Below are 24,626 nucleotides of genomic sequence, written 5' to 3'. Positions count from 1 at the left end.
GAAGGACAGGGGTTATCGTTCGCGGCTGTAAAAACGGTCATACGACTGAGCGATGACCTTGCGCTATCTCCGCCCATCCTATGCATGAGAGAGACACCGCCTTGGCACACGCTAGGCAAGCGCATCACCAAGAACCGCAGTTTACAATTGACTAAAAAATAAAACAATAAGCAATATAAAATTATTTTATTGTTATTTTTTATTTTCTTTTGCCTTTAGCTTTTTCTCTTCACAAAGCAGGTTGACGCTAGTGATCTGTTGTCACTAACATGTAGCTATACCGAGCAGTAAACCCCATCACAAAATCAAGATAGAGTCCTGAGGAGAACATAATGAGCAAGCTTTACGGTGCGCAACATCGCGCATGGCAGGAGCATTTTGACGGGGTCGCCATGGCAGACCGTGTGGAGGAATTAATTGTTACGCCGACCATACCGCCAGAACATGCGGGCTTTATTGCCAGCCGTGATTTCTTCTTCCTCTCGACCATAGATCACAACGGCTTCCCCACCTGCTCGCACAAAGGCGGCGCGCCTGGTTTTGTGCGGATTCTGGATGAAACCACGCTGGCTTTCCCCAGCCTGGATGGCAACAGCATGTATCTTTCCATGGGCAATCTCACGCTCAACCCCAAAATCGGCATGCTGTTCATTGATTTTGAAACACCGCATCGCGTGCGTGTGCATGGCACTGCCAGCATAGATCCGCAGGACCCATTACTGGCGGAATACCAGGAGGCTGAGCTGGTGGTACGGGTCAAGCTGGAGAATATCTTCGTCAACTGCCCGCGTTACATCCATAAACACCAGCGCGTGCAGGCATCACCTTATGTGCCACAGCCACACTGTGAAACCCCACCACCGCAATGGAAGCGACTTGATGTGGTGCAAGATGTACTGCATGACGCTGAGCGTGAAAAAGTGGCAGCCCTGGGCGGCATCATTGATTTCGATCAATACATGAGCAAGGTGGCAGAAGGTAAAGGCTAAGCACTCGGCCAGAATGCTGATGCCAACTAAAACGTGACCTTAGAAAACTAAAACAGCCCGGGGCCATCAAACCAACTCTGCAACCGCTAGCAATTCATCAGCACAACCAGGAGACCCCATGGTCAAATTACTCGGCATTTCCGGCAGTTTACGCAAGCAGTCTCTCAATACCGCCTTGCTTCATGCAGGGCAAGCACTAGAGTTGCCTGGAGTGGAGTTGAGCGTTGCTACGCTGCATGGTATTCCGCTTTATGATGGCGACCTGGAACAAGCCAGCGGCATCCCTGCCGAAGTCACAGCGCTCAAGCAAAAGATTCTGGCCAGCGATGGCGTCATCCTCGCCACGCCCGAGTACAACCATGGCATTCCCGGGGTATTCAAGAATGCCATAGACTGGCTATCGCGGCCGCCAGCAGAGATGGCAGCGTTATTCCAGAACCGTCCTTTTGCCTTAATCGGCGCCACGCCTTCCGGCTTTGGTACTGCCTTATCGCAAGATGCCTGGCTCAGCGTGCTACATGCCTTGGGCACCCGCACCTGGGCTGGGGGCAGCTTGCTGTTATCGCGTGCGCCGCAGGCATTTGATGATCAAGGTCGCTTAACAGATGAACCGCGGCAGAATCTGCAGAAATTTCTGCAAGGATTTGCAAAATTTGCTCAATCTTAAGGCTTGGATAGTCGCTTGGCATCCCCACCGACTGTCCTAATTTCGCGATAGCTCATGTACTTGCCTGGCTTCATTTTTAGCATTTCTTTATAATTCCTGACATAAGCACAACAGCTGTATGGAACATACGCTCCATACCCGTCAGGAATCCCCCCCGCACCATGAGCAGAAAACTTTTCTATAACAACACCTGTGAACTCTGTACCACCGCTGGCGGGGAGCTGCTGTGGCAGGATAGCCTGTGCCGCGTGGTGCGGGTGGAAGATCAGGACTATCCAGCTTTTGCCGTGTCATCCTCAATCGCCATATCAAGGAAATGACTGACCTGCCGACTGGGGAGCGTGAGCACTTGATGCTGGTGGTATTTGCCGTAGAGGAAGCGGTGCGTGAAGTATTGCGGCCAGAAAAGATCAATCTCGCCAGCCTGGGCAATATGACGCCCCATGTGCATTGGCATGTGATTCCACGCTTCAAGCGCGACCGCCACTTTCCTAATCCCATTTGGGGCAGCAGCAAGCGTGAATCTTTGCCGCATGGGCTGGACCCTAAGCTGGCGCAATCCTTGAAACTCGCGATCGCCAGCCGTCTGGATCTAGGTAATCAAGTGGTGGATATGGGGCTTTGATCTGGCTAGCGCCAGTGCCATGATTCCGCGAAAAAGCTTGCGCCTTACTCGACTTGCAGGCGCGTGACGATACGCCCCTGCTGGATATGCGTGTCTATGATCTCGTCTATATCTGCGGGCGTATCGAAGTGGTACCACACCGCTGCCGGGTAAATCACCAGCAAAGGGCCATCACTGCAACGATCCAGGCAACCAGCACGGTTGACGCGCACCTTGCCACGTCCATTGAGCTTGAGTGCCTTGATGCGAGATTTCATATGATCAAAGGCCGCTTCTGCCCCCTGATTACCGCAGCAACTACGGCCATCCTCACGTTGATTGAGGCAGAAAAATACGTGGTGTTCGAAGTGAGCGCTCATTGGGTAGCCAGGCTATCTTCCTTGGTGAAGGTCCAGGTACGGGTAATGCCTATGATATCGAAATCCTTGCGGATATCTTCGGGGAACGCCGCATATGGCGCTGCCAGTTCAACAATTCGCTTGGCGGCATCATCCAGTACTTTGTGGCCGGAACTGCGTGTAATGCGGATTTTTTCTATGCTGCCATCGGCGCGGATATCCACCGAAAGCTCCAACTTGCCATAGAGCTTTTGCTCCTTGGCAGCTTCGGGGTAGTTGAGATTACCTATCTTCTCCACTTTCTGCCGCCAGGCATCGACATAGGTGGCAAACCTATATTCCTGGGTACGCCCCCCCAGCTCCTTGCGCTTGGGGCGCTTTTGATACTCATCCTGCTGCTTGGCAATCTGCGCTCCATGCGCGCAATATCCATGCTGCTGGCTACCAGATCATGAGCATTGAAATTACGCGGCGCATCAGGCTGCTGGCCCTGGTCAGGCGTGGCCGTGGCTGCGCTCTGCGCGGGCGCAGACTCAAGCCTTTTCTGCGCATTGAGCTGCGTCATCAATTCCTGCGCCTGGCGCTCCAGTTCCGCGACTTTGTCCTGTTGCCGCTGCTCATCAGATTGCTGACCAGGGCGTGAAGCGGCTGCCGCTTCGGCTGCCTGCTTGGGCGAGATATCAGATTTTTTCTTGCTGGGCGGCGGCAGCGCTGTTTTCATCTGCCTATCCAGATCAGTATTGCCGCCTCTATCCAGATTGGCCTGGGCCAAGGCATCGGCTTTCTTGGGTTTGGACTCGGTCTTGGCATTCACCAGCACCACATCCATCATAGTGATCTGGTCTTTGATGAACTTGAGATCAGGCGCATCGAAATTGATCGCCAAAATCAGAATCACATGCACAATCGCCGACAGCAGCAAGGCCCAGCCCAGCACGCTCATCGCTTTTAGCCTGGAGACTAGGCCTCCTGGCCCCGACCATGCATGGCTCAAGCTCACTGCGCCAGCCTCTGCAGCAGTTTCTGATGTATACCGCAAAAACCACCGTTGCTCATCACCAGAATATGATCTCCGGGTCTGGCTTCCGCGACAATGGCTTCTACCAGTACCGCCAGCTCATCAAACACCGCTGATTTGTGTTGTATGGGCTGCAAGGCCTCGGCGGCATCCCAACCCAGGTTGGCACCATAACAAAACACTTGGTCAGCATCGCGCAGGCTGGCTGGCAGGGCTTGCTTCATCACGCCCAGTTTCATGGTGTTGGAGCGTGGCTCCAGCACCGCGAGGATACGCGCGCTGCCTACCTTGTCGCGCAGACCTGCCACCGTGGTAGTAATCGCGGTGGGGTGGTGGGCAAAATCGTCATAGACAGTGATGTCATTCACTACGCCGCGAATTTCCATGCGACGCTTGACGTTCTGGAAAGCGGACAATGCCTCTATACCTGTGCTGACCGCGACCCCGGCATGCCGTGCTGCTGCCAGCGCCGCCAGCGCATTCATGCGGTTGTGTTCACCGAGCAGGCTCCAGTTGACCCTGCCCTGCCCCTGATTTTGCAGGCTGACGCTGAAGCTGCCATCTGCCGCCACATCTTCAGCCTGCCAGTCACTGCCAAAGTAAGCCACTTCACTCCAGCAACCACGTTTAATCACGCGCTGCAGGCTTTCTTCACGACCATTGGCGACGACCAGGCCATTCTGCGGCACAGTGCGCACCAGATGATGGAACTGGGTTTCAATCGCGGCCAGGTCAGCAAAGATATCCGCGTGATCAAACTCAAGATTGTTCAGAATGGCGGTACGCGGCCTGTAATGCACAAACTTGGACCGCTTGTCGAAGAAGGCCGTGTCATATTCATCGGCTTCAATCACAAAGAAGGGTGAAACGCTGTTGGCATCTTGCGTGGGCACGCCAGGCAGACGGGCGGAAATACCGAAATTATGTGGTACGCCGCCAATCAGGAAACCTGGGGCCAGCCCGGCATATTCCAGTATCCAGGCCAGCATGGAGCTGGTAGTGGTCTTGCCGTGAGTGCCCGCTACCGCAAGTACCCACTTCGCTTCCCGGCCAGGCCCAGCGTAGAGCAGGTTCTCTGCCAGCCATTGCGGGCCTGAGATATAAGGCAGGCCACGGTTGAGAATTTCTTCCATCAGCGGGTTGCCGCGCGAGACCACATTGCCGATGACATAAATATCAGGATTGAGCGAAACCTGTTCGGGGCCAAAGCCCTCGATCAGCTCTATGCCCTGAGACTCCAGCTGAGTGCTCATGGGCGGGTAGACATTGGCATCGCAGCCGGTGACTCGATGGCCAGCGGCTTTGGCCAGCACGGCAATGCCACCCATAAAGGTGCCGCAAATGCCTAGGATGTGTATATGCATAAAGCGCAATCTCTTGAATTGGGGTTATTCTAGCAGCGGCTTGTGCTGGCAGTGGGCTAATTCCGCCAGGCACATCAACAACGCTTTATAGATTGGGGGCCAGCCAGCGCTCCAGATATTCTTTGGGTAAATCACGGCGCTGTGCCATATCCAGCAATTGATCCTCACCTATCTTGTCCACGCTGAAATAGCGCGATTCCCTATGCGCAAAATAGAAGCCTGACACTGCGGCCCCAGGCATCATGGCAAACGAATCCGTCAGCGTAATGCCCACCTCTTCGCACTTCATCACATTGAACATATCCGGCTTGACTGTGTGATCCGGGCAGGCTGGATATCCTGGTGCAGGACGTATGCCCAGGTATTCTTCCTTAATCAAGGCCTCATTGCTCAAGGCTTCATCGGCGGCATAACCCCAGAGATCGGTACGCACGCGCTCGTGCAAATACTCAGCAAAGCCTTCAGCCAAACGATCAGCCAGCGATTTCAACATGATGCTGCTGTAGTCGTCATGCTCGGCCTCAAAACGCTGTTCGTATTTCTCTATACCCAGGCCGCCAGTGACAGCAAACATGCCAATATAGTCAGCGATGCCAGAAGCCTTGGGCGCAATAAAATCGGCCAGACACTGGTTGGGACGCTGCTCACCCTTGACCACGGGCTTCTGGGTTTGCTGGCGCATGCCGTAGTAGGTGAAAGCCACCTCGTTGCGGCTATCATCCGTGTAAATCTCGATATCGTCCTCATTGACGCTATTGGCGGGCAGCAGTGCCACTACGCCACTGGCACTGAGCCAGCGCCCTTCAATGATTTTCTTCAGCATGGCTTGCCCTTCGGCAAATAGCTTGGTCGCTGCTTCGCCCACCACTTCATCCTTGAGGATGGCAGGATAAGGCCCGGCCAAATCCCAGGTCTGGAAGAACGGGCCCCAGTCTATATAGCGGGCGATGGTTGCCAGATCAACATTCTTGAACACGCGACGGCCTATGAATTTGGGCTTCACAGGCGCATATTCGCCGCTGAATTCCAGCTTGGTCTTGTTGGCGCGTGCTTCCGCAATGCTAAGCATGGGCACGCCCTTTTTATTGGCGTGCTGCACCCTGACCCGCTCGTAATCGGCGTTGATATCGGCGATATAGGCATCACGCTGCTCAGGCGTCAGCAGAGACTGCATTACCGATACCGAACGTGAGGCATCCGGCACATAAATCACCGGGCCATCGTAATGCGGGGCAATCTTCACCGCGGTATGCGCGCGTGAAGTGGTGGCACCGCCTATCAGCAAGGGCATGCGTATGCCATGGAAGTAAGGGTCGCGCTGCATTTCACGCGCTACATGTGCCATTTCTTCCAGCGAGGGCGTAATCAGGCCAGACAAGCCTATGATGTCCGCGCCCGTGGCCTTGGCCTGTTCCAGAATCTCGGAGCAGGGCACCATCACGCCCATGTTCACCACCTCGAAGTTATTGCACTGCAACACCACCGAGACGATATTCTTGCCTATGTCATGCACATCGCCCTTGACCGTGGCAATCACCATCTTGCCCTTGGGCTTGGCAACGATGCCGGTACGTTCTTCTTCGGCGCGCTTTTCTTCCTCAATGAACGGAATCAAATGCGCCACAGCTTGCTTCATGACGCGCGCGGATTTCACCACCTGTGGCAGGAACATCTTGCCCTGCCCAAACAAATCACCGACCACGTTCATGCCATCCATCAGCGGGCCTTCGATGACATGAATAGGACGGCCGCCCTCGGCCATCACGGCCTGTCTGGCTTCTTCGGTATCTTCTACGATGAATTCGGTGATGCCGTGCACCATGGCATGCGCCAGGCGCTTTTGTACGGTGACCGGGTTATCCGCAGTGCCGCGCCAGTTGAGGTTGGCTTCCTGTTTTTTGCCGCCTGCCACTAAGGTGGCGGCAATTTCTATCATGCGTTCGGTGGCATCGGGGCGGCGGTTCAGCACCACATCCTCAACGCGCTCGCGTAATTCCGCGTCCAGATCGTCATACACGCCTATCATGCCAGCGTTGACGATGCCCATGGTCATGCCTGCCTGTATGGCGTGATAGAGGAACACGGTATGAATTGCCTCACGCGCTGCTTCATTGCCACGGAAGCTGAAGCTGACGTTGGAAACCCCGCCGGAGATACGCGCATGCGGCAGGTTTTCCTTGATCCATCGCGTGGCATTGATAAAGTCCACCGCGTAATTATTGTGCTCGTCTATGCCTGTGGCCACGGCAAAGATATTCGGGTCAAAGATAATGTCTTCAGGCGGGTAATCCAGCTTTTCCACCAGCAAATCATAGGCACGCTTGCAAATCTCAATCTTGCGCTCAAAGGTATCCGCCTGCCCGGTCTCGTCAAAAGCCATGACAATGACAGCAGCGCCATAGCGACGGCATAGCGCCGCCTGACGCAGAAACTCAGGCTCGCCCTCTTTCAGCGAGATGGAGTTGACGATGGATTTGCCCTGCACGCACTTGAGACCAGCCTCAATCACGGTCCATTTTGAAGAGTCAATCATAATGGGCACACGGGCGATATCCGGCTCGGATGCCACCAGATTAAGGAAATGCGTCATGGCATGGATGGCATCCAGCATGCCTTCATCCATATTGATATCGATCACCTGCGCGCCGTTTTCCACCTGCTGCCGCGCGACCACGAGGGCTTCCTCATATTGCTCATTGAGGATCATGCGCGCAAACGCCTTGGAGCCCGTGACATTGGTACGCTCGCCTACATTCACATAGAGCGAATCTTCATCAATCGTGAACGGCTCCAGGCCTGCCAGGCGAGTCGCCACCGGAATCTCGGGAATCTGACGCGGGGCAATCTCGCGCACAGTCTCTGCAATCGCCGCGATATGCGGTGGTGTGGTGCCGCAGCAGCCGCCAGCGATATTGACGAAACCACTCTCGGCAAACTCCTTGAGCAAGGCCGAGGTATCGGCGGGCTTTTCGTCAAAGCCGGTATCCGACATGGGGTTGGGCAAACCAGCGTTGGGGTAGATGCAGACAAAGGTTTCAGCAATCTTGCTGAGTTCTTCGGCATAAGGCCGCATGAGGGCCGCACCCAGTGCGCAATTCAGGCCTATGGTCAGCGGCCGCGCATGGCGTACGGAATTCCAGAACGCAGTGACCGTCTGGCCTGAGAGTATGCGGCCAGAGGCATCGGTCACTGTGCCCGAGATCATGATGGGCAGACGTTTACCAGTCTCTTCAAAATACTGGTCTATCGCAAATAAGGCGGCTTTGCAGTTGAGGGTATCGAAGATGGTTTCCACCATCAAAATATCCGCACCACCATCCACCAGGCCACGGGTCTGCTCGTGATAAGAGGCCACCAGCTGGTCAAAGCTGATATTGCGCGCCGCCGGGTCATTGACATCAGGCGAAATGGATGCGGTCTTGGGCGTGGGGCCGAGTGCGCCAGCGACAAAACGCGGCTTGTCTGGCGTGGAGTATTTATCGCAGGCGGCACGCGCCAGCTTGGCAGCCTCCACGTTCATCTCATAGGCCAGGTCGGACATGAAGTAATCGTCCTGCGCCACACTGGTGGCACCAAAGGTGTTGGTCTCTATGATATCGGCACCTGCGGCCAGGTATTTCTCGTGGATTTCCTGAATGATGGCAGGCTGGGTAAAGGTCAAGAGCTCGTTATTACCTTTGACAAACAGCTCACGCTCGCCCTCGGGCGCGGCAAAATCGGCAAAGCGCCCTTTGGGGCCGCCGCGATAATCTTCCTCGCTCAGCTTGTACTGCTGGATCATGGTGCCCATGGCGCCATCAAGAATCATGATGCGTTGGGCCAGAATCTCGCGCAGCAGGGTTTCAGTCGGGGAAATTGTGTGTCGTGTCATGCAGAGCCTTATCGCTGGCGATTGCTTTGCCGCCAGGCAGTGGATATTCAGGGCGTGATTATAAAACAGCTGGGGCGCTAAGCCTATGCGTAGACTCAGGGTTTACCGAATTCATCGCCCTGCTGAGCTTGCAGCAAGGGTAAGTCTCACTATGTTTAAGCAAGGAAAAGCCCTAGCTTGGTGCCGTATTCAGATGGCAAATAACACGCCTATGAAATAGGTGGCAGCGCCAGCCGCAGCGCCTATGCTCAGCATGCGCGCACCGCCATACAGCAGGGAACGGCCGCTGAACAAGGCCAATGCTGCGCCAACCGCAAACAGGGTCACCCCGGTCAAGGCTATCGCCAGCCACAAGGCTTGCAACTGCCAGCCCACATAATCACCGATTGCCTGTATTTGCTGCTCCAGTAGCCAGGGTAGCAATGGCACCAGCCCGCCCAGCATAAATGCCGCAAATGATGTACCCGCTGCCCACCACGGTGAGCCCAGCTCATCCGGATTGAGGCCCAATTCCTCCCGCGCCAGCACATCCAAGCCCAGTACTGGGTTCGCTACCATTTTTGCCGCCAGACGTTGTGCTTCTGCCGCATCCAGGCCACGCGCCTGGTAGATCAGCGCCAATTCTGCGGCTTCTTGTTCCGGGTATTGCGCCAGTTCGGCGCGCTCTAGTGCTATTTGGTATTCAAACAATTCGCGTTGCGAACGCATGGAGACATATTCTCCTGCTGCCATCGAAAATGCCCCGGCCAGTAAACCCGCTACGCCAGTTAGCAAAATCATAGACGCGCCCGCATTGGCACCTGCCACCCCCAGCACCAGACAGGCGATGGAAACCAGGCCATCATTGACGCCAAACACTGCCGCGCGCAAACCGCCGTTATTGCCCAAAGTGCGATGGCGTCCACCAACTTCCGCCACATTGCTGGGCATGGCATGTTCTGCCAGCTCATGCCCTGCCACGGAATGGGTATACACCGAAAGTCCACGCACTTTGCTGGCGGCCAACAAGCCATGCAATTTCCTAGGCTGCCATAGCCGCAACATGGCAGTCAGCAAACGGGTTCTGCCATCCGGCGTATACGCAGGCGTTACACCACCCTCGCTTTCTATCAGTTGCTGCCAGGTGAGCGCTTGGCTGGCACTGGCATCCGCCAGCTCGGCAAACATGCTGGCAATCCGCGCATCTGGCTCACGTACTGCCAGTTGGCGGTAGAGATATTCCGAGCGCTGCTCTTCGCGCCAGTGTTGCAGGGCATCGCTTTGGGGCATCTCAGGCTAAGCCTTTCTTTCTATAGTGAGGGTATTGCTGATGATAGACAGATATGATGGCAGGCTGTCCTTATGACGATCTTCGCTATTTTGCTGCAAAGTACTAGACGAGGTACATCCTATAAGATCACAAGCCCATGCGACGGTATTGTACGGCCTCGGCAATGTGGGTGCTGTTGATGGCAGGTGCCGCGGCCAGATCGGCGATAGTACGGGCAACACGCAAGATGCGTTGGTAAGCGCGGGCGGAAAGGTCGAGGCGGCTGATGGCCTGCCTGAGTAAAGCACGCCCGGCTTCGTCAGGCTGGCATAGGCTTTCGACTTGATCACTGCCCAGCGCATGATTGGCGCAGCCCTGCCGCTGCACCTGAATATCGCGTGCCGCCTGTACACGGGTGCGTATAATGGCACTGGGCTCGCCTTGTGCGGCAGCCAGTAACTCATCCTCGCTCAGGGCAGGCACTTCCACATGTAAATCTATACGATCCAGCAGCGGGCCAGAGATACGGCCACGATAACGCTGCAATTGATCTGGCGTACAGCGGCAACGGCCATTGTAGTGGCCCAGATAACCACAAGGGCAAGGTTCATGGCGGCCACCAACTGGAAGCGCGCTGGATAATCAGCCTGACGTGCGGCACGCGAGATACTGATATGCCCGCTTTCCAGCGGTTCGCGCAGGACTTCCAAGACCTTGCGATCAAACTCGGGCAATTCATCCAGAAACAATACGCCATGATGCGCCAGGGAGATTTCTCCGGGCTTGGGATTGGCACCACCACCCACCAGCGCCACACCAGAGGCAGTATGGTGCGGTGCTCTATAAGGGCGCCTGCCCCATTCTTCTGCGGCAAAATCCCGCGTCAGTGATTGCAGCGCAGCGGATTCCAGCGCTTCTTCTTCTGTCATCTCGGGCAACAGGCCAATCAGTCGTGCCGCCAGCATGGATTTGCCTGTCCCTGGCGGCCCGGACAGCAGCACACTGTGCCCACCAGCGGCCGCAATTTCCAGCACGCGCTTGGCCTGGCGCTGCCCTTTGACTTCGGCAAGGTCGGCATAAGCCATGAGCCTGGTCGGAATGGCAGCTTCCAGCGCGGGTAGCGACTCTTGCCCCGCCAGATGTGCACATACCTGCAGTAATGAGCTTGCAGGTAGCACGCTGGCACCTTTGACCAAAGCAGCTTCTTGCGCACTATCTTGGGGCAGAATAAATGCCCGACCGCTTTCCCTGGCTTGCAACATCATGGCCAGGCTGCCACGCACACCGCGCAAAGCCCCAGTCAGCGCAAGTTCCCCGGCAATTTCATAGCGATCTAGATGTTTTGTGGGTATCTGACCTGAGGCGGCCAGTATGCCCAGGGCGATAGGCAGGTCATAGCGCCCGCTCTCCTTGGGCAGGTCTGCCGGAGCCAGATTGACGGTAATACGTCTGGCGGGAAATTCAAATTGGGCGGTCTGCAAGGCGGCACGCACCCTGTCCTTGCTTTCCTTGACCTCGGCTTCGGGCAAACCAACGATGGTAAAACTGGGCAAGCCATTGGCGAGATGCACTTCCACAGCGACTTCCGGGGCATCCATGCCCGCCAGTGCCCTGCTGTGCAACACCGCCAGCGCCATATCAGTGCTTAATCCCTGCCTTGGCTTCCAACTCAGTCACTTCCAATTGCAGCTTTTCAAGCTGGGCGCGGGTCTTGCGCAGTATTTCTGCCTGCACCTCAAACTCCTCACGCGAAACAAGCTCCAGTTTGGTGAATGCGCCCTGTAACAGTGCGTTTAAATTGCGCTCTATGCCCTCCGCTGGCACAGAAGAATACATCTCTTTGATTTTATTTGATAAATCTTCAATTATTTTGGCGCTCATGCGAAATTTCCTCGAAAAAACCCGGCCAGTTTAACAGGTTTCCAGCGGCATTTATTTTCACTAAATACAAGTAACTCAATCACTTACCGAGGTTTTTCTATCCTCAATGCAATAAAAAACGGTGAAAAACCTGCACAAAATTAAATAAGTATTTGATTTTATTGATTGTTGTAATTATGGCACACCTGTTGCTTATTACCCAGTGCAGAGTTTTCGTTGCCGTTTTATTTTTAAACCTTGAAAGGGTAAATCATGCGTACTTCGCTTCTACTTGCCGCCATCCTTGGCACTTTTGCAGCACCTGCCGCTGTCATGGCCGAAGAAGCTGCTCCAGCTGCAGAACCAACCTCACCACATACTGTGACCTACAACATTGGTCTGACCAGCAACTACATCTTCCGTGGTACCAGCCAATCCGGTGACCGTCCTGCGGTACAAGGTGGCGTGGACTACTCGCACTCCAGCGGCTTCTACGCTGGTACCTGGGCTTCCAGCATCAGCTGGCTGGCCGATACCGGTGCTGATGGCGCTGGCGGTGACCGTGCTTACAACAGCTCCAGCATGGAATGGGACGTTTACGGTGGTTACACCGCTGAAATCGGCGAAACTGGCATTTCCTATGATGTAGGTGTACTGCAATACATCTATCCTGGTCGTCGCAACTCCTACAGTGGTAGCTACAACGCTGACACTACTGAAATCTACGGTGGCCTGTCCTACAAGTGGGTTTCCGCTAAGTACTCCTGGTCCCCAAGCAAGTCTGCTTTCGGTTTCCAAGGTCGTGGTGCTAGCTATATCGATCTGACTGCAGAAATCCCATTGGGTGACACTGGCCTGAGCGCTATTGCCCACGTGGGTCGTCAGGAATTCGGTAATGGCCCTAGCGTTTTTGATTATACTGACTGGAAGCTCGGCTTGAGCAAGGCTTGGGACAACGGCGTAGTGGTCGGTGGTTACTACACTGACACCGATGCAGATCGTGGTGCCTTTACTTATGGCCCGGTCTTCTCCGGTAAGGAAAACTGGACTTTCTTCGTTCAAAAGACTTTCTAAGAAAACAGGTTTGACCGAAGGCAGGGCGTTGGCCTTGCCTTCTTGTTTTAACATGAGGAGGCAACTATGAAATTTGTATCCGCGATAATCAAGCCCTTCAAGCTTGACGAGGTACGCGAGGCTCTGTCCGCGATTGGGGTTCAAGGCATCACCGTTACCGAAGTCAAGGGGTTCGGACGCCAGAAAGGTCACACCGAGTTATACCGGGGTGCCGAATATGTGGTGGATTTCCTGCCCAAGGTAAAACTAGAAGTCGCCATCAAAGACGAATTGCTCGACCAGGTCGTCGAAGTCATTGAAAAGTCCGCCACCACCGGCAAAATTGGTGACGGCAAGATTTTCGTCTTCAACCTGGAGCAGGTCTACCGCATCCGCACCGGTGAAACCGGCGCCGACGCGCTTTAAGGGGTATGTCATGAAAAAAATTCTCTCCACGCTTGCTTTGCTGGGTGTACTGGGTTTCAACGGCCTGGCCTGGCAGAAGAAGAAGTTGTTGTCGTTACTGATGCACCTGTTGCTGCCGAAGTGGCACCTGCTGAGGCCGCACCTGCAGAAGCAGCCCCCGCTGCAGAACCTGCCGCTGTGTTGAGCGCAGGTGATACGGCCTGGACTATTGTGGCCACCGTGCTGGTGCTGGCGATGATCATCCCTGGCGTTGCATTGTTCTACGGCGGTCTGGTACGTACCAAGAATATGGTGTCTGTGCTGACGCAGGTCTTTGTGACCACCGCGCTGATGTCTGTCATCTGGGTGGTCTATGGCTATAGCCTGGCCTTTACCGATGGCGGCAGCCTCAACAGCTACATCGGTGGCTTCAGCAAGGCTCTGCTGAAGGGCATTACGCCTGACACCCTGCTGGATGGCGGCACGATTCCTGAATATGTGTTCATCACCTTCCAGCTGACTTTTGCTGCGATTACCCCGGCGCTGATCGTCGGTGGCTTTGCTGAGCGCATGAAATTCTCCGCTGTGCTGGCTTTCCTGGCACTGTGGGTCACCTTCATCTATATCCCGATTGCGCACATGGTATGGGGCGGTGGTTTCCTCGGCGAGTTGGGTGCTGCTGACTTTGCTGGCGGTACTGTAGTTCACCTCAATGCTGGTATTGCTGCGCTGGTGGGTGCGATTGTAGTTGGCAAGCGCCTGGGTTATGGCAAGGAAGCCATGCCTCCGCACAGCATCACGCTGACCATGATTGGTGCTTCCATGCTGTGGGTAGGCTGGTTCGGTTTCAACGTAGGCTCTGAACTTGCTGCTGATGGTGTTGCTGGCCTGGCTTGATCAACACTCAGGCTGCCACTGCGGCGGCGGTGCTGGGCTGGTTGTTTGCTGAATGGCTGTTCAAGGGTAAGCCTTCCTTGCTGGGTGCGGTTTCCGGTGCGGTTGCTGGCCTGGTTGCCATCACTCCGGCTTGCGGCTTCTTAGGCCCTGTTGGTTCCCTCGTCCTTGGTTTTGTTGCCAGTGTGATTGCCTTCTGGGCAGTGACCAGCCTCAAGGCCAAGCTGGGCTACGATGACTCCCTGGATGTGTTCGGCATTCACGGTGTGGCTGGCCTGATCGGTGCAATTGGTACAGGCATACTCATGAGTGCAGACTTCGGTGGCGTAGGCTACGAAGAAGGCACCACCATGGGTAGCCAACTGTACGCACAAGCGGTGGCTGTTGGTGTAACCATCGTCTGGGGCGGTATCGGTAGCTACATCCTGTTCAAGATTGTGGATCTGGTGATTGGTCTGCGTGTCAGCGAAGAAGCTGAACGTGAGGGCCTGGATACTGCAGAACATGGTGAGCGCGCTTACCACTACTAAGCGAGACGCGATCAGGCCACCAGCCTGATCAGCAGAGATCTCAAAAGCAGAGATCTCAAAGTAGAAACCTCAAAAAAACGGGCGCACAAGCGCCCGTTTTTATTTGTCCTGCTAGCCTTTGAGGCTGCGTCAAAAGCAAAGACTGCCATGCTTTAGCTGCGTTTCTTTAGCTACGCTGCTATGCCTTGTCTGAAGCATTACTCTCTCATGAATGCCATCTGTCTCAGGCTCAACAGAGCCATGCACCCAAAAGGGGCAGCGCTGCACCATACGCTGACATCAAAAGCCTATGCCAGCCAAAAAACCGCGCCTAATCCCCCTAAAAAGTTGGCACGGCTATTGCTAATACTTAAGCAAGCGTAATGTGCTCGTAAGTCGCAAGACCCCTGAACATCTTATGCCTAGTTTTATGCATTATCTCCTCCTCCTCAGGGCGCGAATAGCGCCCTTTTTTTCGCCCTTTGTTTGCCGTTAGGCTAAAATTATCGGCTACTCTTATGGCTCAAGGTTTTACTCCTTATGATGGTTCCCCACCTCACCACGGCCTTGAACGGCCCCTTGCTCACGCTGGAACAACGCCTGCTGGAAAGCATGCCCAAGATTGAGCACTGGTTCCGCAGTCAATGGCTGGAATACGGCGCACCGTTTTATGCTTCGGTGGATTTGCGCAATGCTGGTTTCAAGCTGGCACCTGTTGATACCAATCTGTTCCCCGGCGGTTTCAACAACCTCAACCCTGACTTCCTGCCGCTGTGTATCCAAGCGGCCATGGTGGCAGTGGAAAAAATCTGCCCAGATGCGCGCCGTCTGTTGGTGATTCCGGAAAACCATACCCGCAACACCTTTTATCTGCGCAATGTCTATGCCCTGACCCATATCCTGCGCCAGGCTGGGCTGGAAGTGCGCATAGGCAGCATCTCGCCCGATATTACCGAGCCCACCTTCCTGGAAACCCACGATGGTCATAGCATCTTGCTGGAGCCAGTGCAGCGCAAGGGCAACCGCCTGGTGCTGGATAATTTTGATAGTTGCGCCATTCTGCTCAACAACGATTTATCCGGCGGCATTCCCGAGATTCTGCAAAACCTGGAACAATCGCTGATTCCACCCCTGCATGCAGGCTGGGCAACGCGACGCAAGTCACAGCATTTTGCAGCCTATGACCGCGTGATTGCCGAGTTTGCCAAGCTGATTGATATAGACCCCTGGTTGCTCAACCCGTATTTTGATACCTGCACCGAGCTTGATTTCCATGCCCGCGTGGGCGAGGACAGGCTGGCAGCCAAGGTGGAAACACTGTTGGCACGAATACGCAGCAAATATGAGGAATATGGCGTAACGCAAGAGCCTTTTGTGATCGTTAAGGCTGATGCTGGCACTTATGGCATGGGCATCATGACCGTGAAAAGCCCGGAAGATGTGCTGGACCTTAACCGCAAACAGCGCAACAAGATGTCGGTAATCAAGGAAGGCCTCAAGGTCAGCGAAGTGATTTTGCAGGAAGGGGTGTATACCTTCGAGCACCTGAATGAAGCCGTGGCCGAACCTGTGGTGTATATGATGGATCACTTTGTGGTGGGTGGTTTCTACCGCGTGCACACCTCGCGCGGCGTGGACGAAAACCTCAATGCACCAGGCATGCACTTTGAACCGCTGGCCTTCGAGACCCCATGCTCAACGCCAGACTGTGCCGGAGCACCGGATGCAGTGCCTAATCGCTTCTATGCTTATGGCGTAGTCGCACGCCTGGCCTTGCTGGCGGCCGCGATTGAGCTACAGGAAACTGACCCTGATCAATGATCAGGTAATCACTCCCGGAAAAACATCAGGAAACCGCATGCGCCTAGTCTTTATTCTCGACCCATTGGATCAGCTCAAGCCCTATAAGGACACCAGCCTGGCCATCATGCGGGAGGCCGCCAGGCGCGGTCATGCCTTGTATGTATCCATGCAGCATGACCTGTTTCTGCGGCATGATCAGCCACGCATCCTGGTGCAAGGCATACAGCTGCATGCCGATGGCAGCCATACGCTAAGCGCAAAGGAAGAACACGCGCCTAATGCCTTTGATGCCATCATCATGCGCAAGGATCCGCCCTTTGATAATGAATACCTCTACAGCACCTACTTGCTGGAGCAGGCAGTCAAGGCCGGGGCCAAGGTCTATAACAATCCTTCATCTATACGTGATTGGAACGAGAAACTGGCAGTACTTAACTTCCCGCAGTTTGTCCCCACTTTCATGGTAACCAGCGATCAAGCGCTGATCCGCCAATTTCTTGCAGAGCAGGAAGATATTGTGGTGAAACCGCTGGATGGCATGGGCGGTAGCGGCGTGTTCCGCCTGCGTACAGGCGACCCTAACCTTGGCGCTATCTTAGAAACTGTAACCCGCTATGGCGCCCAGACCATTATGGCGCAACGCTATCTCCCGGCTATCACTGAGGGCGACAAACGCATTATCGTGATTGATGGTGAGCCTTTACCTTATGCGCTGGCACGCATTCCGCAACAGGGGGAAACCCGTGGCAATCTGGCTGCGGGTGGCAAAGGTGTTGCCCAGCCGCTCAGCGAGCGCGATCTAGAGATTGCCAGCACCGTGGGCAAGGTACTCAAGGCTAAGGGCTTGTTCTTGGTGGGTCTGGATGTGATAGGTGAACACCTGACCGAGATCAATGTGACCAGCCCGACTGGGATGGTGGAGATTGCGGCGCAGACTGATTGCCAGCCTGCGGCGGTATTTATGGATAGGCTGGAACAGCACTCCTAGAAGCACCATACACATATCGGTGCAGTAATAAAAAAGCCAGGGCTCACCCTGGCTTTTTTATCTTGAGCTAGGCGTTATCTCGTCAATTCACGCCAGCCAGTACGACGCGATACCCCATCCGAAGCCGAGGTCTGTACCCCTATGGTAGTTTTCTGGCCGCGGGCATCCGTAACCACAGCCTTCAGTTGCCCATTGGGCAGGCGGAATATGACAGCCCCCACACTGACCCCAGTCTGCATTTTCTGACCTAGGGTAGTGGAGCCCGGGATCATCGTACCGGTCCTGAAATCAAACTGATATACCCAGCTGCTACCACCAATGGCACAACCATTATCCGCAGCGTTTACGTTATCGATTTGCGGGGTATTACTGATGACCAGCAACGTTCCCAATGCCAGTTGCGGATCAATACTCACGCGCTCTCTTGATTCGGGCAGATCGGCATACCAGCCACCATTACCCCAATCCAGACTGGTTCCGGTCGAGGAAGCGGAGGTGCCAGACTGCGAAATCGTCCTTGGCGTCAGATTACGTCCGGTATATACCGTACCATTATCGCGGATGGCATAAACAGTCTGCCTTTGCGTATCGGTAATATCGCTCAGACCCAGATAGCGCCCTGTTGCCATAAAGATTATGGGTTCGGTTACGGAAGGTACTTTTCCCACTTCAGGCTTGGTGGTCAGTGGTTGTCCCACACCCGAGGGATCAGTCAGGTAAGCCATGCGCGCCACCGCTGGCACCCTCGCGGTCAGGTCGACCTTCCAGAGATTACCCACCAGATCGCCGCCATAAACGGCGCTGGCACTGGCATCAATATCGGCATTGACATTGATGCCAGAGCTGGTTGCCAGCTTAGCAAAACCGCTAGGGCTTGCAGCGCTGCCCACACCCGTACCCAGCTTCTGGATCACGGCACCGGTAATGGCATCAACGATAAAAAGATAGCCCTGACCATTGCCGGGTGAGACATTGTTATAGCCGGATGTGAACATCACCACCCAGCGCCCGGCATTGGCATTACCTGTAGGCAGTTTGGCTATCACCGGGTTGCCATAGGTATATCCAAGGTCTGCATCCCAGAGTCGGCAATGCGCGCTAGTGTGGCAGAACTCCCAAAGCACACTGGGATTGTTTTCATCTGTGACATCCAGTGCTACATAACCGCGTCCGCCTGCGTTGAGGCCAGTTACCAGTACGGTACGCCAGGCGCTGGTAGTGGCATCATAAACATCCATGGTCTGGGGAGAGCCGTCAACCATGTATTGATGGCTCTCGCCATAATTCTTGTCTGCCAACTTGTAGAGATTAGGCATGACAGACTGTGGAATATAGGACCAGCGCGTAGCACCAGTCTCGGCATTGATGGCATGCAGCATGCCGTCATTGGCCCCTAGGTACAAAGTGCCCTGGCGCGTGGATTGATTCCCCTTGAAGGTCTGGTAATTCGGCGAGACACTATCAACAAAGTTGAACCTGGGTTGCTTGATGTAGGCAGGCGCAGAGTTGACGGTATCGCCCAACAGGTTGGCACGTAAGCGATACGCCTTGTCCGTCTGCACCGCTTCGCCACTGTTGATAGACTGCCCGCGCAGATAAGCGACCATGTTCTCTCCAAGATTGGCTTTAGCCTTGGCCGTGCTGGTCAGATTGCGGCATTGCGACAGAGAGTCGCACTTATTGCTGAAATACAGCCGTTCGGCATCACTGAGGTTGGCCCAGAGGAAAGGCTCAATCAACGGTGTCCTACCGTCATCATTCTTGAAAATACGGCGACCATCGGCCTGGCCATTCACCTGCGCCTGCGCACTCCAGGCAATCGCATCACTAACAACGCCATCGGCAGGGTTGATCACCTGGGCGACAATTTCGCCATCCCAATACACGCTACGGTAGGTCGAGCTAAAGATACGGTTGTCAGTCTGGGTGATATTGGGGCTACTGGTAGCTGAAGCTGATGCTGCACCCGTACGGTCAGACACCCCGGCCAGCGCACTGCGCAGACCTGAGATCAACTCCTTGGGTTGCTTGGCGCTGAAGTAGAGGCCACGGCCATTGACGGCGGCATGCCATAGGTCATCCAGGGCACTGGGCGCGTTTTGCGCAGGTACAGGCCAATTGCGTAACCCCTGCTTGATCTCGGCAAAAGCGCCCTCACTCGCCAGCTCATAATCGGCACGGTAATCCAGTTCACCATCCAGCCCTAAGCCCAAGGTAAATGTATTCATATGTTGCGCGGTTATCTTGTCCTTGGTTGTGGTAGGTACTTTGTCCTCCATATTCGGGCGCAGATCATTCTTGTAGTAATACATGGCGACATCGGCCAAGGTACCACTGGCCGGAATAGCCTCGCCTCGTGCAGTGAAACCACCAATGCTGGGGCCACCATCATAAGCACCGTCTGAACGTTTGGAATAATCTTCATCCGCTGCATCCTCATTCTCAATTGCTCTGCCGGCAAGATTCTGCCCGCCATTATTATTCCAGTAACCATCTGTGGTCAGGATGGCAAAATTCTGCTGGCAGGCAAACTGAATCGGGTCGTCGGGCATGCCGTTGTTGATACCGCCGGTAACCCCGGCATAATGCCGACCTACTCGTGACAAGGCTTCACGCAAAGGGGTGTTACCAGTACCTCCTGAAGCATAGAACTTTTGGTACCAGGCTTTTTTGTGCGCAGGTTCAAAGTCGTCAATTTTCAGATACCTGTCGGCACGGACTGATCCAGAACCAGGGTTGATGGTGATAAAGCCCACGCGGTAGTTATTGTCTATGGTAGAGAAGGCCTGACCTGCGGCACTTTTCATGGTCATCATGCGCGTACGGTAATAGGCATACCAGTTGGCGAAATTGGTCATTTCCTCCGCGTATGAGCAGGTAGTGCCCGCACAATCCAGCCGGTCAGCCGTCTTGGCAAAGGTGTTATCAGGTAGTATATCGATACGACGGAACTTGCCATAACGCGCAAAGACAAACACTGGGACTTGGGCAGAATACTTGGCACGGCACCCTCCCCCGCTAACCACGCCGACTCGATCCGCATTATTGCTACTATTGCAATAGCGTATATACGCCGGCACGTTGTAGGCACTGTCTCTTGTAGCCCTACAGTTAAACAAGGTAGCGTCTGTGCAGAACTCCAGCGGATCAATAATGTAGTAATGCGGATTACTATTCATGGTACGGGGATTAATGTAATCCTTAGTACCTACTCTAAACGGCCAATCATAATCGCCATCGCCATTATCATAGGTGCCACCACTAGCCTCACGTTTGTCATAGCCATTGCGTTTGCACTCACTTCTGCTGCTAGTCCCGTCGCAATAAATTAGTTCTGGATAATTAGACAGAATATTGGTTGTGACTGATGTCTGCGCACAAGTGCCAGCATCAATTTGATGTCCACTCACCCTAACCGCTGTCCAGCCCCCACTATTGCTCCCATTCATGCTGGGCAGCGTCTGTGAAATATCGCAAGGATTCACTGGCGGCGTATACAGCACGTTAGGGTTGTAATAAACGGAATTCATCTGATAATTGAATACCGGAGGTGCTCCACCCTGAGTAAGTGCATTGTTGTCAGTATTTATACCAAGAGTTTCGCAACTCCCCTGAGTACGACCACTAATACCAGTGCGGCATTTATTGGTGGAGTTCACGTAATCCGGCATGTAATTCCAGTTCATACTGCCAGAGTCATCCAGCAGGAACATCACATTAGGCCGCACCACCGTACCAGAGGCAGTGGAGAGTGGGTTATTGGAGATATCGGTCACGGCAGCCTGTGCCTGGCTAACCAACAGCAACAGCCAGCCCAGGCATAGCAGGGACAACTTTCTGCTGAGCATCATTGAATTCATCTTGTTGTTTCTCCCCTTTAGCATGTCAGGTGCCTAGACAGGCACCATGACGGTAGCCTGCACAATGCTGATTGTGTTGCGCGGCCCCTGCACACGTGTGGTAATGCGGTAATAAACCGATGGATTGGTCTGGTAAACCGAAGCCCCGATTTGCAGGCTGCTGCCTACAGTGGCATTGGTCACCGGCTCTTGGACAAGGAGGTGGAGCAGGTGTTGTTGACGCCAGTCCCATCCTGACCGTTATAAGGACCAGTTGTCCGGCACAAGCGATGTATCAGGTATTGCACCCGGTTACCGGCGGCATCGGTACCTACATCCACGGCATTGCTCCAGACACTGGTGCCATACCAGTCCGGGTCGGTGGTAAGCGTATTGGCGGTGTAGCCCTGGGCCAGATTATTGTCGCCCAGTGCATTGCGATTGCCATCCAGCCAGACCAGAGCGGCCTGCAACCCACGGTCGGCAGACATCAGCGTGGATTCCTTGAATGCCAGATTTCCGGCGATGACATTGGTGGCATCGACAGAGCGCCACAAGGCCAGACCAGCCAAGGTCATGGCAATCAGCACGATTAATGCAATCAGCAGCACCACACCGCGTTGACGCTGTGCAGGGGCTGATATGGACGGGATCAGGTGGGTGGTTTCCATAACATGTTCCGTAACACCACTGTGGTTTCAAAGACCTGGTAGCGGTAATGCTGCCAGTCGCTCAAATTGCCAACATTGCTAAAGGTGCCACCAGTCCAGGTGGGCAAGTTGCTGGTAACTATTTCGGCTTCCCGTTTGCCGCTACGACTAACCAGGCCAACCCGTACCGCCATGACTTTTTCCCATTCATCCCACGAGATGATGCCATCGCCATTGAGATCAGGCGTGGTGCTGTAGCCATCGATGGTATTGCCGACATCACCGTCGGAGTTGAGACCATAGTCTGCCTGCAGGTCAATCACCCCATCTGCAATCAGCATGGCCTCGCCGGTCAATTCAGAAAACATCTGCAAGCCACCATCGACAATGGAATAACGATTGCTCACCGGATTGCGCCCCATATTGAACACCTGAGCACTGGAGGGATAAATCAGGCTGCCATGGTAACGGGCTGTAGAAGCATGGGTGATGTTGTTCTGATACGGTGTCCCTGGCGTCGCTGTAATCTGCGTCAGATCACAGGTCATGCCAGCGGCAGCCGTCACCAGCACATCTCCAACCGTATAACCAAAGCGATTACTGACCACATAATCAGAATCAGCAGTGACCATGTTTTGCAATAGCGCAGAAGGGCTAGTGATCATATTGGCATTGCTATAGGTCAGTTGAATCACATCTGGTGCAGTATCCAAACCTTGCGTAATACGACTAGGCACAAACAAGAAACTGACGGCACGCCCATTGCTGGTATCAGTACCAGAAACCTGGCATCCCAGCACTTGTGAGACATTCATGCCATAACCAGATTGACGAATATCGCGTTCTATGGCCAGCAGCGCCAATGCGCCATTCTGCTGTGAATCACTACCTGCGGCCGTGGTACGGTTACTGTCCTGCGAGATGGACAATACCTGGCCTATCACCAGCATACCCAGCAGGCCAATGACGATGCCTACCATCATTTCGACCAGGCTGAATCCGCGTTGATGACGATACATAATGGCCGTCCTCATGGTGTGGGATTCATATGGATATAAGCCACGGTGGTATGGCTATGTGCCTCACGTTCCGATGGTGGCTGCCAGAACACTGTGACAGTGGCGGTATAGCCAGTGGTGGCATCACCGTTGATGACTACGGTAGGCGCGTGCGTATCCACGCCAGGCAGGCGATTACTGACATCGGCCAGCCATCTGGCCAGATCGGGAGAGCTGCCACCCGGCAAGCCATAGTTCTCAATGCCACTGCTACCCGCGGTCCAGAGGCTGGATACCAGGCGATTGGCCAGATATGCCGCCTCCAGCCTATATTGCGCATCCGATACTGTTTTCATGGCCGAAGCCTGCAAGCCTATGATGGCCAGCACCCCCATGGAAAACACCAGAATGGCAATCAAGCCCTCGAGCAGAATAGAACCTTGCTGGAACTGGGCAGAGTTTAGGCGCATGCTCTTGGGTCTCCTACGGTCGTGACAGCGGGGTCACAAAAATGCACGCTGCCTCCGCGAATCAGGATACGTAAATTGCGGCTGCCGCCTCCAGTAGAAGTGAAATCCAGCTGTCGCACAGGGTTGCTGCCATCATTGTTGTAAGTGACGCGCCCCATACCATTGAAGGTGATGCGGCCTGTGCCTGCCGGAGTCACCTCTACCGCGATGTTGGCCGCGCCCTCATTGCTGCTCTTGTTCTGTATCACCTCAGGGCAATCCTCCACACCATCGGCATCAACATCCACCACCACAATCTGGCACCCTACTGACCAGGCGGGATACTCACCCAGGGTGAATACCACATTGGTATTGCGGCGTATTGCCTCGGCTCGTGCCAATTGCAAGCCGGTATTGATATTTTGGGCCGCTGCACGGATTTTCATATTGCCCAACATATCGCTGAAGCTGGGAATCGCAACACTGAGCAAGATGATGGAAATAGCCAGTGTCACCATCATCTCGACCAGTGTGAACCCCTGCTGCCGCGAGCTCATCAGCAACTTCCACCGGGTTTGGTCAGCCAGCAGCTGGCAGGCACCGTCGCATCTGGGAATCCAGTGGTGATGCGCTGGTTATCCTGATTAATAGTGTAGCTATAACCACTCAGGCCCTGAGCGGCAACACCAGTGGCGGTGATGAGAAAAGTCTGATTGCCACTGGGATTGCTGCAGGCATAAGTGAAAAATTGCACAGCAGGCGAGGCGGGCATGGTCACATTGGCACAGTCATAACGCCTATGATCCTGGTAACTGCGCTCCATGCGGTTGCGTACATCCGAAAGCTGGGAAATCGCTTCCGCCACTTTGGCTCGAACTACGTATCGGTTATATGAAGGAATAGCAACCGCTGCCAAAATGCCCACGATAACGACGACGATCATGAGCTCTATCAAGGTAAATCCCAGCTGTGCCGCTTTAATGTCTTGTGCAGACTTCCCGGGCTGAACTGGATTTAACTGTTGGACTGCTTTCATCGCCACTCTCCTTTCATGTTG

At 54.4% G+C, this 24,626-nt stretch carries 20 protein-coding genes and 3 pseudogenes; 8 read left to right on the top strand and 15 right to left on the bottom strand.

Features of this window, described 5'->3' with window-relative positions; translation table 11 throughout:
* Nucleotides 1-332: 332 nt before the first annotated feature.
* The 3 genes and pseudogenes from JCM2850_RS03985 to JCM2850_RS16910 all read left to right on the top strand — a co-directional run bounded on the left by JCM2850_RS03985 (nt 333) and on the right by JCM2850_RS16910 (nt 2,281).
* Nucleotides 333-989: a pyridoxamine 5'-phosphate oxidase family protein gene (locus tag JCM2850_RS03985; RefSeq protein WP_025869925.1), complete on the top strand. Its 657-nt coding sequence runs from the start codon at nt 333-335 to the stop codon at nt 987-989.
* 118 nt (nt 990-1,107) lie between these two features.
* A complete protein-coding gene (locus tag JCM2850_RS03980; RefSeq protein ID WP_025869923.1) occupies nt 1,108-1,656 on the top strand; it encodes an NADPH-dependent FMN reductase in 549 nt (182 codons plus the stop codon).
* 161 nt (nt 1,657-1,817) lie between these two features.
* Nucleotides 1,818-2,281 (top strand): annotated as a pseudogene (locus tag JCM2850_RS16910) (HIT family protein).
* 44 nt (nt 2,282-2,325) lie between these two features.
* Here the strand turns inward: JCM2850_RS16910 and JCM2850_RS03970 are convergent.
* From JCM2850_RS03970 to JCM2850_RS03940, 8 genes and pseudogenes are all read right to left on the bottom strand, one after another.
* Nucleotides 2,326-2,640 carry a (2Fe-2S) ferredoxin domain-containing protein gene (locus JCM2850_RS03970; RefSeq protein WP_025869921.1) on the bottom strand — a complete coding sequence of 105 codons (315 nt, stop codon included), beginning with the start codon at nt 2,638-2,640 and terminating at the stop codon, nt 2,326-2,328.
* A complete protein-coding gene (locus JCM2850_RS23790) occupies nt 2,637-2,918 on the bottom strand; it encodes an energy transducer TonB (protein WP_369384822.1) in 282 nt (93 codons plus the stop codon). Before JCM2850_RS23790 ends, JCM2850_RS03970 begins: the two co-directional genes overlap by 4 nt.
* Nucleotides 2,906-3,562 carry a hypothetical protein gene (locus tag JCM2850_RS16905; RefSeq protein WP_369384821.1) on the bottom strand — a complete coding sequence of 219 codons (657 nt, stop codon included), beginning with the start codon at nt 3,560-3,562 and terminating at the stop codon, nt 2,906-2,908. Before JCM2850_RS16905 ends, JCM2850_RS23790 begins: the two co-directional genes overlap by 13 nt.
* 53 nt (nt 3,563-3,615) lie before the next feature.
* The gene (mpl, locus tag JCM2850_RS03960; protein WP_025869919.1) at nt 3,616-5,001 is read right to left on the bottom strand and encodes a UDP-N-acetylmuramate:L-alanyl-gamma-D-glutamyl-meso-diaminopimelate ligase; all 1,386 of its coding nucleotides are present in this window, start codon (nt 4,999-5,001) and stop codon (nt 3,616-3,618) included.
* A gap of 85 nt (nt 5,002-5,086) precedes the next feature.
* Nucleotides 5,087-8,872: a methionine synthase gene (gene metH, locus JCM2850_RS03955; protein ID WP_025869917.1), complete on the bottom strand. Its 3,786-nt coding sequence runs from the start codon at nt 8,870-8,872 to the stop codon at nt 5,087-5,089.
* 189 nt (nt 8,873-9,061) lie between these two features.
* Complete coding sequence (locus tag JCM2850_RS16900; protein WP_036265546.1) at nt 9,062-10,141, bottom strand: VIT1/CCC1 transporter family protein; 1,080 nt, start codon at nt 10,139-10,141, stop codon at nt 9,062-9,064.
* A gap of 127 nt (nt 10,142-10,268) precedes the next feature.
* Nucleotides 10,269-11,758, bottom strand: a pseudogene (locus tag JCM2850_RS16895) (YifB family Mg chelatase-like AAA ATPase).
* Nucleotide 11,759: 1 nt separating this feature from the next.
* Nucleotides 11,760-12,002, bottom strand: coding sequence for an accessory factor UbiK family protein (locus JCM2850_RS03940; protein ID WP_025869916.1), 243 nt, complete (start codon nt 12,000-12,002; stop codon nt 11,760-11,762).
* 252 nt (nt 12,003-12,254) lie between these two features.
* Here JCM2850_RS03940 and JCM2850_RS03935 point away from each other — a divergent pair, with 252 nt between their 5' ends.
* The 5 genes and pseudogenes from JCM2850_RS03935 (at nt 12,255) to gshB (ending at nt 17,633) form a co-directional block, all read left to right on the top strand.
* Nucleotides 12,255-13,055: a TorF family putative porin gene (locus JCM2850_RS03935; RefSeq protein ID WP_025869915.1), complete on the top strand. Its 801-nt coding sequence runs from the start codon at nt 12,255-12,257 to the stop codon at nt 13,053-13,055.
* 66 nt (nt 13,056-13,121) lie between these two features.
* Entirely contained in the window at nt 13,122-13,460 is a 339-nt protein-coding gene (gene glnK / locus JCM2850_RS03930) for a P-II family nitrogen regulator (protein WP_025869913.1), read from the top strand.
* Between the two features lie 10 nt (nt 13,461-13,470).
* Nucleotides 13,471-14,863: pseudogene (locus JCM2850_RS16890) on the top strand (ammonium transporter).
* 522 nt (nt 14,864-15,385) lie between these two features.
* Entirely contained in the window at nt 15,386-16,663 is a 1,278-nt protein-coding gene (gene gshA / locus JCM2850_RS03920; RefSeq protein WP_025869912.1) for a glutamate--cysteine ligase, read from the top strand.
* Between the two features lie 37 nt (nt 16,664-16,700).
* The gene (gene gshB, locus JCM2850_RS03915) at nt 16,701-17,633 is read left to right on the top strand and encodes a glutathione synthase (RefSeq protein WP_025869910.1); all 933 of its coding nucleotides are present in this window, start codon (nt 16,701-16,703) and stop codon (nt 17,631-17,633) included.
* A 74-nt stretch (nt 17,634-17,707) separates the two neighbouring features.
* Here gshB and JCM2850_RS03910 read toward each other — a convergent pair whose 3' ends face one another.
* Genes JCM2850_RS03910 through JCM2850_RS23315 form a run of 7 tightly spaced genes read right to left on the bottom strand, consistent with a single transcriptional unit; the run spans nt 17,708 to nt 24,605 of the window.
* Complete coding sequence (locus JCM2850_RS03910) at nt 17,708-21,484, bottom strand: pilus assembly protein (RefSeq protein ID WP_025869909.1); 3,777 nt, start codon at nt 21,482-21,484, stop codon at nt 17,708-17,710.
* A gap of 42 nt (nt 21,485-21,526) precedes the next feature.
* Complete coding sequence (locus JCM2850_RS21560; protein ID WP_159105119.1) at nt 21,527-21,676, bottom strand: hypothetical protein; 150 nt, start codon at nt 21,674-21,676, stop codon at nt 21,527-21,529.
* The gene (locus JCM2850_RS03900) at nt 21,673-22,143 is read right to left on the bottom strand and encodes a pilus assembly PilX family protein (protein WP_025869907.1); all 471 of its coding nucleotides are present in this window, start codon (nt 22,141-22,143) and stop codon (nt 21,673-21,675) included. Before JCM2850_RS03900 ends, JCM2850_RS21560 begins: the two co-directional genes overlap by 4 nt.
* A complete protein-coding gene (locus tag JCM2850_RS03895; RefSeq protein WP_025869905.1) occupies nt 22,125-23,141 on the bottom strand; it encodes a PilW family protein in 1,017 nt (338 codons plus the stop codon). The genes JCM2850_RS03900 and JCM2850_RS03895 overlap by 19 nt, the downstream gene beginning before the upstream one ends.
* Before the next feature lie 11 nt (nt 23,142-23,152).
* Nucleotides 23,153-23,590, bottom strand: coding sequence for a type IV pilus modification PilV family protein (locus JCM2850_RS03890; protein WP_025869903.1), 438 nt, complete (start codon nt 23,588-23,590; stop codon nt 23,153-23,155).
* Nucleotides 23,581-24,126, bottom strand: coding sequence for a GspH/FimT family pseudopilin (locus JCM2850_RS03885; protein ID WP_025869901.1), 546 nt, complete (start codon nt 24,124-24,126; stop codon nt 23,581-23,583). Before JCM2850_RS03885 ends, JCM2850_RS03890 begins: the two co-directional genes overlap by 10 nt.
* The gene (locus tag JCM2850_RS23315; protein WP_081774949.1) at nt 24,126-24,605 is read right to left on the bottom strand and encodes a type IV pilin protein; all 480 of its coding nucleotides are present in this window, start codon (nt 24,603-24,605) and stop codon (nt 24,126-24,128) included. The genes JCM2850_RS03885 and JCM2850_RS23315 overlap by 1 nt, the downstream gene beginning before the upstream one ends.
* Between the last annotated feature and the right edge of the window lie 21 nt (nt 24,606-24,626).

The sequence above is a fragment of the Methylobacillus glycogenes JCM 2850 genome (genome assembly GCF_000617925.1).
Classification (GTDB): domain Bacteria; phylum Pseudomonadota; class Gammaproteobacteria; order Burkholderiales; family Methylophilaceae; genus Methylobacillus; species Methylobacillus glycogenes.
The sequence above is the reverse complement of the archived record's forward strand: the minus strand, read 5'-3'. Positions and strand labels throughout refer to the sequence as shown.

Bases quoted from the DNA above. Each gene is read 5' to 3' on its own strand.
- JCM2850_RS03910 (WP_025869909.1), bottom strand. From the start codon at position 21,484: ATGATGCTCAGCAGAAAGTTGTCCCTGCTATGCCTGGGCTGGCTGTTG.
- gshA (WP_025869912.1), top strand. From the start codon at position 15,386: ATGGTTCCCCACCTCACCACGGCCTTGAACGGCCCCTTGCTCACGCTG.
- JCM2850_RS03890 (WP_025869903.1), bottom strand. From the start codon at position 23,590: ATGCGCCTAAACTCTGCCCAGTTCCAGCAAGGTTCTATTCTGCTCGAG.
- JCM2850_RS03940 (WP_025869916.1), bottom strand. From the start codon at position 12,002: ATGAGCGCCAAAATAATTGAAGATTTATCAAATAAAATCAAAGAGATG.
- gshB (WP_025869910.1), top strand. From the start codon at position 16,701: ATGCGCCTAGTCTTTATTCTCGACCCATTGGATCAGCTCAAGCCCTAT.
- JCM2850_RS03985 (WP_025869925.1), top strand. From the start codon at position 333: ATGAGCAAGCTTTACGGTGCGCAACATCGCGCATGGCAGGAGCATTTT.
- JCM2850_RS16900 (WP_036265546.1), bottom strand. From the start codon at position 10,141: ATGCCCCAAAGCGATGCCCTGCAACACTGGCGCGAAGAGCAGCGCTCG.
- JCM2850_RS03980 (WP_025869923.1), top strand. From the start codon at position 1,108: ATGGTCAAATTACTCGGCATTTCCGGCAGTTTACGCAAGCAGTCTCTC.
- JCM2850_RS03970 (WP_025869921.1), bottom strand. From the start codon at position 2,640: ATGAGCGCTCACTTCGAACACCACGTATTTTTCTGCCTCAATCAACGT.
- glnK (WP_025869913.1), top strand. From the start codon at position 13,122: ATGAAATTTGTATCCGCGATAATCAAGCCCTTCAAGCTTGACGAGGTA.
- metH (WP_025869917.1), bottom strand. From the start codon at position 8,872: ATGACACGACACACAATTTCCCCGACTGAAACCCTGCTGCGCGAGATT.
- JCM2850_RS03885 (WP_025869901.1), bottom strand. From the start codon at position 24,126: ATGAGCTCGCGGCAGCAGGGGTTCACACTGGTCGAGATGATGGTGACA.
- JCM2850_RS03895 (WP_025869905.1), bottom strand. From the start codon at position 23,141: ATGTATCGTCATCAACGCGGATTCAGCCTGGTCGAAATGATGGTAGGC.
- JCM2850_RS16905 (WP_369384821.1), bottom strand. From the start codon at position 3,562: ATGAGCGTGCTGGGCTGGGCCTTGCTGCTGTCGGCGATTGTGCATGTG.
- JCM2850_RS03900 (WP_025869907.1), bottom strand. From the start codon at position 22,143: ATGGAAACCACCCACCTGATCCCGTCCATATCAGCCCCTGCACAGCGT.
- JCM2850_RS03935 (WP_025869915.1), top strand. From the start codon at position 12,255: ATGCGTACTTCGCTTCTACTTGCCGCCATCCTTGGCACTTTTGCAGCA.
- mpl (WP_025869919.1), bottom strand. From the start codon at position 5,001: ATGCATATACACATCCTAGGCATTTGCGGCACCTTTATGGGTGGCATT.
- JCM2850_RS23315 (WP_081774949.1), bottom strand. From the start codon at position 24,605: ATGAAAGCAGTCCAACAGTTAAATCCAGTTCAGCCCGGGAAGTCTGCA.